This window comes from Holdemanella sp., from assembly GCF_056804935.1.
In genome coordinates, this window is sequence record NZ_DBMEXE010000062.1 from 1 (window position 1) to 7780 (window position 7780).

General features: G+C 34.7%; 9 protein-coding genes and 2 tRNA genes. All 11 read right to left on the reverse strand.

The features are described from left to right. The coding region (locus tag ACZQCL_RS04330) for a transposase (protein WP_482481927.1) at window positions 1-116 on the reverse strand (116 nt) is incomplete at its 3' end. Window positions 117-305: 189 nt separating this feature from the next. Then, window positions 306-890, reverse strand: coding sequence for a VanZ family protein (locus ACZQCL_RS04335; protein WP_333881470.1), 585 nt, complete (start codon window positions 888-890; stop codon window positions 306-308). A 53-nt stretch (window positions 891-943) separates the two neighbouring features. After that, a complete protein-coding gene (locus tag ACZQCL_RS04340) occupies window positions 944-1354 on the reverse strand; it encodes a gamma-glutamylcyclotransferase family protein (protein ID WP_482481924.1) in 411 nt (136 codons plus the stop codon). Between the two features lie 36 nt (window positions 1355-1390). Continuing rightward, complete coding sequence (gene trxA, locus ACZQCL_RS04345) at window positions 1391-1699, reverse strand: thioredoxin (protein WP_117926679.1); 309 nt, start codon at window positions 1697-1699, stop codon at window positions 1391-1393. 28 nt (window positions 1700-1727) lie between these two features. After that, the gene (locus ACZQCL_RS04350; protein WP_333673066.1) at window positions 1728-2612 is read right to left on the reverse strand and encodes a Cof-type HAD-IIB family hydrolase; all 885 of its coding nucleotides are present in this window, start codon (window positions 2610-2612) and stop codon (window positions 1728-1730) included. Window positions 2613-2614: 2 nt separating this feature from the next. Next, window positions 2615-3994, reverse strand: coding sequence for an amidophosphoribosyltransferase (gene purF, locus ACZQCL_RS04355; RefSeq protein ID WP_117926677.1), 1380 nt, complete (start codon window positions 3992-3994; stop codon window positions 2615-2617). Between the two features lie 61 nt (window positions 3995-4055). After that, entirely contained in the window at window positions 4056-5162 is a 1107-nt protein-coding gene (locus ACZQCL_RS04360; protein ID WP_482481925.1) for an AI-2E family transporter, read from the reverse strand. Between the two features lie 20 nt (window positions 5163-5182). Next, entirely contained in the window at window positions 5183-5902 is a 720-nt protein-coding gene (locus ACZQCL_RS04365; RefSeq protein WP_331865365.1) for an SIS domain-containing protein, read from the reverse strand. Between the two features lie 95 nt (window positions 5903-5997). Beyond that, window positions 5998-6073, reverse strand: a tRNA-Thr gene (locus ACZQCL_RS04370). A gap of 10 nt (window positions 6074-6083) precedes the next feature. Continuing rightward, a tRNA-Leu gene (locus tag ACZQCL_RS04375) sits at window positions 6084-6169 on the reverse strand. Between the two features lie 57 nt (window positions 6170-6226). After that, window positions 6227-7471: a peptidase T gene (gene pepT / locus ACZQCL_RS04380; RefSeq protein ID WP_482481926.1), complete on the reverse strand. Its 1245-nt coding sequence runs from the start codon at window positions 7469-7471 to the stop codon at window positions 6227-6229. Window positions 7472-7780: the final 309 nt, after the last annotated feature.

Consider the following 7780-nt stretch of genomic DNA (forward strand, 5'->3'; position numbering starts at 1 on the left):
AGCTCTTTTAATCTTGTTGCGACCTGTCCATTCAAGACATCACGACGATACTTTACACACCATACGATATGATACTGTATAGAATAGACATAGCCTCTTCCTTTAACAACTTCCATATGTTTTTCCTTCATCAATATTATAACATATGTATATACTTAAAGCACTATATTTATCAATTATTTTTAATTTATTTATCTAACATCTGCACATCTAATTCATCTCACGACTAAAGTCACGAGTGTTCTTAGATTGCATTATAAATACAATAGGAGCCAACAGCTCCCGCACCTAATATCGCTACAGATTTAATTGTCATGTACTTCACTCTTTTCTTTTAAATGAACATGGTACTTTTCTTTTACATAAAGCCCCAACAAGATTCCAACTACATATAGAGAAATATCCCCTAAATCAAATACGCCTCTATGAAAGATCAACTGCATAAATTCACACAGAAAACCAATGAATACAGAAACAATGAAGTTTTCTTTGTTTGATGAAATAAATAGTCCATTCACCCATGGCATAAACATAAAGTATCCAATATTAAATGCGAATACGATCCACTCTGTCCAAGAACCATAATAGATTTCTCTAAGACACGCAAATGGATTCAACTGAATAATACTGATACCTTGATCATAGCGAATTAATAGGGCAATAATTAAAAACAAGTAATACGCAAAGAAAAACATGGCTCGATGTTTTACATTCCAGTTTTTCGTAAAAAACATCAACGCATCATATATAACGACCAGTTCAATACACCATACGACAAATTGAATTGGATACCATCCCATGCCAAAAATTTCCATTAAAACAGCTGTGACGTAGTAATGAATGAACAAGGATAAAACTAAACTTAAAATTAAGTATCTCCAATTTTTCATTTTAAAGTCCCCTTATTTTCCTTCTATTATGACACACCAAACTTTAAAATTCATTAAAAATCTAAAATTGAAGAATCCCACCCCATATCGCGATATCCTTGTTTGCACCGTTCCATATATGAATTGCTCGGTTTACATATTGGAAAACGATCATACATTTGGTAGATAAAACCAGTGATTGTTTCATTGTTTTCTAATAATACCTTTTCTTCAAAACAATCATATAAGTATGGATAGTCTTCATATTCATCTAAACTCTTCTTATCATTTTCACTCACGTCCCATACAGCTACTCGCACAAAATTTCCTTGTTTCTTATCTACCGTAAGATAAGCTCGTCCAGGATTTCCACGATATGCAAGTGTATAGTTTTCAAGTCTTGCCAAAGATACAAACTTCGCATCTTTACATCGTTGCTTCATTTCTTCTTTGTTTAAATTACTTCCATATGCGATATAATACATATTTTCCCCCTAAAGAAAATAGGATGACGAATCATCCTATAGTTTACTTTCAATATTTTGCATCAACATTGCCTCAGGCATATATCCTGAGAATGCTGCAGCTTGTTGTCCTTTTTTAAATAGAATCATTGTTGGAACAGACATAATGCCAAATCTTTGAGCTAAATCTGGACTTTCATCCACATCCACCTTTACGATTTTTACTTTTCCATCTAATTTATTTGCGACTGATTCAAGCACCGGTGTCAACATTTTACATGGTCCACACCAAGTTGCGAAGAAGTCAACTAAAACTGCATCTTCATTCATTAATGCGTTAAATTCTTCTGTGTTTACAATTTTCATACAAGGTTCCTCCTTATCTGATTCCATTCTATAACAAGCCTTTGCGTAAGTCCATTTCTTTGCCCGCCAACAAAGCATCAATGACTTTTCCAATACCATTATTCATATTGGTGTCCGTAACTACAGTAGCTGCATACTTAGCTTCATCCATCGCATTCCCCATAGCTACACCAATACCTACTTGTTGAAGCATCTTCAAATCGTTTTGTGCATCTCCAAAAGCCATGACCTCATTCATACTGATTCCAAGTTTATCACAGATTTTCCACAATGCACTAGCCTTGTTGACATGTTTTGGCATAATCTCTAGCCAATCTGGGCCAATCAACAATACATCATAATCACTTAAAGCCGCTTTAATTCCCTCAAAATTCTTTTCAAAGAATCTAGGAGAATGCACCATAATCACTTTATTGATATCTTGCGTCAAACGAATTTCTTCAAAAGGCAAATCAATAAAATTACGATTTTCTTTGCCATCCTTCAAGCCATAATCATCTGGCTCTCCTAAAATAGCATTTTTGACTTTTTTCTTTACACGATTCAATGAAGATATGTAACTATAAAAATCATATCCACATTGAAAAATTCCCTCTACACCAAATTGCTTACAAACTTTCTGAATCTTAACTCCATCTTCTGCCGTTAAAACATCATCCAAATCATATTCTTTATTTTCAAAATCATATACAACTTGTCCGTTTACCAATGCCAAAAAATGATTTCCATTTTCTAATCCCAATGGTTCATATACAAATTTACATCCGTTTTTATCTCGACCCGACGCAATCACAACGTGCATACCTTGTGCCATCGCCCTTTGAATCGAATCCACCGTTCTTGGATCCATTCTTTTCGATTCGTCTAAAAGTAAAGTTCCATCTAAATCAAAAGCCAAACACTTTATAGTCATAATTATTTATCCAATTCTTCTTGATATGAGAACAATTTTGTACAATATTCTCCATTAAAACATGCCAAGCATAAACCAACGCCATGCGTAGCTTCCTTCATTTCTTCTTCGGTCATAAAACGTAATGTATCCGCATGAATGTAGTCACGAATTTCTTCTACACTCATCTGAGCACCAATCAATTGATCCTTTGTAGAAGTATCTACACCATAGAAACATGGACTCGTGATGACTGGACTAGCGATACGAACATGCACTTGGGTAGCTCCTGCGTCCTTCAATAATTGAACAATTCTTCTTGAAGTCGTACCACGTACAATCGAATCATCAATCATAACAATTGATTTTCCTTTAACCACGCTAGATACAGGACTTAATTTTAATCGAACACTACGATCACGCATTGCTTGTGTAGGTTGAATAAATGTACGTCCTACATAACGGTTTTTAATCAATCCAGTTTCAAATGGAATACCCGCCTCTTCTGCATAACCAATGGCTGCTGATAAAGATGAGTCTGGAACACCAATAACGATATCCGCATGTAAATCTTTATCTTCTCTAGCAAGAATAGATCCTGTAGCCTTACGGAACGCATGTACATTGATACCTTCCACTACACTATCTGGTCTTGCGAAATAAATGTACTCCATTGCGCACATATGGTTATCTGTATTTGTTGAATAAAATTCATGTTTCACGATACCCTTATGGAACTCTACGATTTCTCCTGGTTTTAAATCCACACTTTCATAAATTCCCATAACTTCAAAAGCACATGTTTCACTACTAATTACGTAGCCATCTTTACTTTTGGCATAACTTAAAGGTCTTAAACCATGACGATCACGAACCGCATAAATAGTATCCTCATTCATAACTAAGAAAGAGAATGCACCTTCAATACGATTTGCAGTCTTCATAACACGTTCTTTTAAAGTACCTTTTTGTTTCTGAATCAAGTGAAGAATAATTTCACTATCACTTGTTCCCTGGAAAATAGCCCCTTCATTTTCAAGTTCAATACGAAGCTCTTTTTCGTTAACAATCTGTCCATTATGAACGATAGCTAAACTTCCATTATGTCCCTTTGATACAATTGGCTGAATGTTTTCATTTTCCTGACCGCCCGCTGTACTATAACGAACATGCCCAACAGCTAATCTTCCGACCATAGAGTCTAATTTTTCTCTTTGAAAAACATCTACAGTCAAGCCTTTTCCTTTCTGTAAAGTGATATTTTCGCCATCTGAAACGGCAATACCACTCGCTTCCTGACCCCTGTGTTGCAAGGAATGCAAACCATAATACGTAATACTTGCTGCATTATCTACGCGATATGCACCAAACACACCACACTCTTCATGAATTTCATCAAACATAACTGATCTCCTTTGCCACAACATTATATCATGCATATAAGAAAAAATGGACGACTTTTCGTCATCCATTCATTTCTTTTAAACGTTCTTTTCGATTTAGATATAAAACACCTATTTTATACACACTTGCCATTGTGGGAATTCCTAGAAACATACCTGGAATACCGGCTAAAGATCCAAAAATCACAACAGTCATCATGACATAGATTCCTGGTAATCCTACTGAATTTCCAACGACATGTGGATAAATCACATTACTTTCGATTTGTTGAAGAATACATAAATATAATAAGAACCAAAGAGACATAATTGGACTTACAGTAAATACCATAAACATACCAATCGCCCCACCAATATAAGCTCCAATCATCGGAATAATATTAATAACTCCAACTAATGTTCCAATCATAGCCGGATATGGCATACGTAGTATAATCATACCCAATGTACATAGTGTCCCTAGAATTGTTGCCTCAATACATTGTCCACCTATAAAAGCACTAAATGTTTGATTAATAATATTCAAACACTTATCCATTCTACGTTTCACAGTTTCGCTTAGATATAGATTCGTTAAACGGTGATACAACTGAACAAATCTTTCCTTCTCTAATAAAACATAGATTGCGAAAATAAACATCAATACAAAATTAAATACACTATTCACAATAATGGTTACAACATTAAATGTAGTACCCACAACATTGGTAACGCCGGTTGAAAGAACATTAATACCGGATTGAATCAAATTTTTCCAGTTGATATCTAAGTTATTAATAGATTCCGCAAGCTGTGGATTATTCTCAAATAAATTCACCAAAAATTTCTGTGTATTCTCAAAATATTTTGGCAACACAGCCACAATCACTCCAATGGCTTCACTTAATGATGGAACAACGAGTGTAATTAAGAAATACACAAAAAGAAAAATTAAAATCAAAGAAAGAAGTAGGCTTGTTGCACGCTTTCCTTTCTTCATAAAACCTAAGCGCTTTTCAATCTTAGCCATAACCAAGTTAATCACAAAAGCCATCATAGCTCCAAACACTAAAACTCTACATGCATTCCATAATATAGATACCATAGAAATCAATGTATCCAATTTAATCAATCCAATAATAATGATTGTGATTCCAAATATATATATCCATAAATTTCTTTTCTTCATAAGCACCTCATCTCCTTATTCTAATACATACGCGTATACTTTTTAAATAATTTGTCATTTCTTTCTTCCGTACCATCACAGTTTAAAGATGAAAAAACAGGTACTTCTACGTTGTGTTCAATCAAATACTTTGCACATGCCACATTGATGCATTGCGCAATGAAAGAATTGGCCATACTCGATGTTGGACAAAGTTTGGCATCCAAGCCATCAATAGATAAAGCGCAATCTCCAACTTCTCCACAATTATCAATGACAATATCTGCAATTTGGTACAAATTCTTTCCACAAGAATGACGAGAAGATTGAGCAGTTGTATGTTTCATACTTGTGATGGCAACTACATGTGCACCACGACTTTTAGCTTCAAGTGCAAGTTCGATTGGATAGGCATTACGCCCAGAATTGGATGCGATCAAAACGACATCACCACAAGATATACCATATAACTCTGCTAAGATTTTGGCGTAACCAGGCAGTCTTTCAATATGTGAACTCTTTGTCGGATGCTCCGTCATTGTAAGTTCACTCGTTAAAATAGGAACCACAAAAGCTAAGCCACCTGCACGAGCATACATCTCTTCCGCCATTGTATGAGAGTGGCCACTTCCACTCACAAAAAACTTATGTCCATCCATAAATGCCTTGGCCACTAAATGACCGGTTTGTTCTAATTTTTCAGACTGTGTTTCTTGAATCTTTTTAATGATATCAAGACCCACTTCAAATACTTCTTTCATATTATTATTTCTCCTTGATATGCATATTTCTTTATATTCATTATACAACAAGAAGAAAAATAAAAAACAGCCATTAAGGCTGTATATTGTTTAAGTGGTGCCGACTATAGGAATTGAACCCACAACCTACTGATTACAAGTCAGTTGCTCTACCAATTGAGCTAAGTCGGCATAATTTATATGGTGCAGAGAAAGGGATTTTAACCCTCACGCGATCTCTCGCACTGCCGCCTGAAGACAGCGTGTCTGCCATTTCACCATCTCTGCGACTGAGTGTATTATACTAAAAATTCAAACAGTACGCAACCAAAAAATGTGACCTTTTTAACAGTCACATTTCGCATATATATCAATTAGATTCAATAAGATTTCCGCATTCTTTTCCATCGATTGAATGGGAACATATTCAAAACGTCCATGCGCATTTTCATATCCCGCCGATAAGTTAGGACAAGGAAGTCCTCTATGAGATAAGGCTGAGCCATCGGTTCCTCCTCTAAATGGTTCTGTTTGAGGTGTTAATCCTATACTTTCAATGGCTTGTTTCAAATATGGAATCATAAATGGTACTTGATCAATCACTTCTTTTAAATTTCGATATTGAATTCTTTGTGTAATATTTACAGTACCTTGTCCATACTCTTCATTTAACATATCCACAATCATCTTTAATGTATTGTTTCGAATATCAAACTGTAAACTATCATGATCACGAACATTGATTTCAATCTTGGCATATTCGCAATCTCCATTAAAACTCACCACATGATAAAAGCCTTCTCTTCCTTGGGTATATTGTGGTTTTTCTAATGCCGGTAATTTATTTAAGAATGCATTTCCAATATCCACCGCATTTTTCATAATGCCTTTTGCGGTAGCTGTATGTACTGAAATACCATGAATCTCAATCGTTGAAAGACTCGCATTAAATGTTTCATCCATATAATAGCCTAAATGATCTCCATCTAGTGTATATGCGATTGGTGATTTGAAGCGTTCTAAATCCAAATCTTTTGCGAGTCCACTTACTTCTTCATCTGGTGTAAATGCGACAGAAATAAAATTATGTTTGATTTCTGGATGTTTCACTAAATACTCCAACAACGTCATGATAGCTGCAATACTTGCCTTGTCATCCCCTCCAAGTAGTGTTGTACCATCCGTTAAAATCAAATCTTGCCCAATATATTGTTTCAAATTTGGAAATACATTAGGCGACATCACAATATCTTTTTCTTTATTTAAAACAATATCATTTCCATCATAGTTTTCTAACACCCAAGGCTTTACATCTTTACCACTCGCATCAGGAGCTGTATCCATATGTGTCACAAAACCAATGGCTCTTCCCGATTTCACATTGGCCTCAAGAGATCCATATACTACACATGTATCTTTATCATAATATACATTAGTAGCCCCAATTTTTTGAAGCTCTTCATAAATAACACTAGCTAAATCATGCTGACAAGATGTTGTTGGAACACTTGTACTATGTGGATCGGATTCTGTATTGATTCTTGCGTAGCGCATCAATCTCTCTTTTACTTGTTCATAAAATTTTGTCATAAGGATTCTCCTTTTTTGATTATTTTATTCTTATTCTAAAAGAAATGAAAGACTGGAATTTAAAAAAGGTACCTACGAGGATGTAAGCACCATTATAAGTCTATACTTTTTCTACTTCTTATATATGATAAGTCCATTGAAATATCCATTTTCTTCAAACGAATAAGTTTGAATATATAAAAATTCTTTGAATAGTTTATCAAATTCACTACATTGTTCTTGTGTTTCAAAAAATTGTTTTCTTTAATTACCCAGTCAATTCTTTAAATATGTCCTGAGCATTTTCATGATCACTACATACATATATGA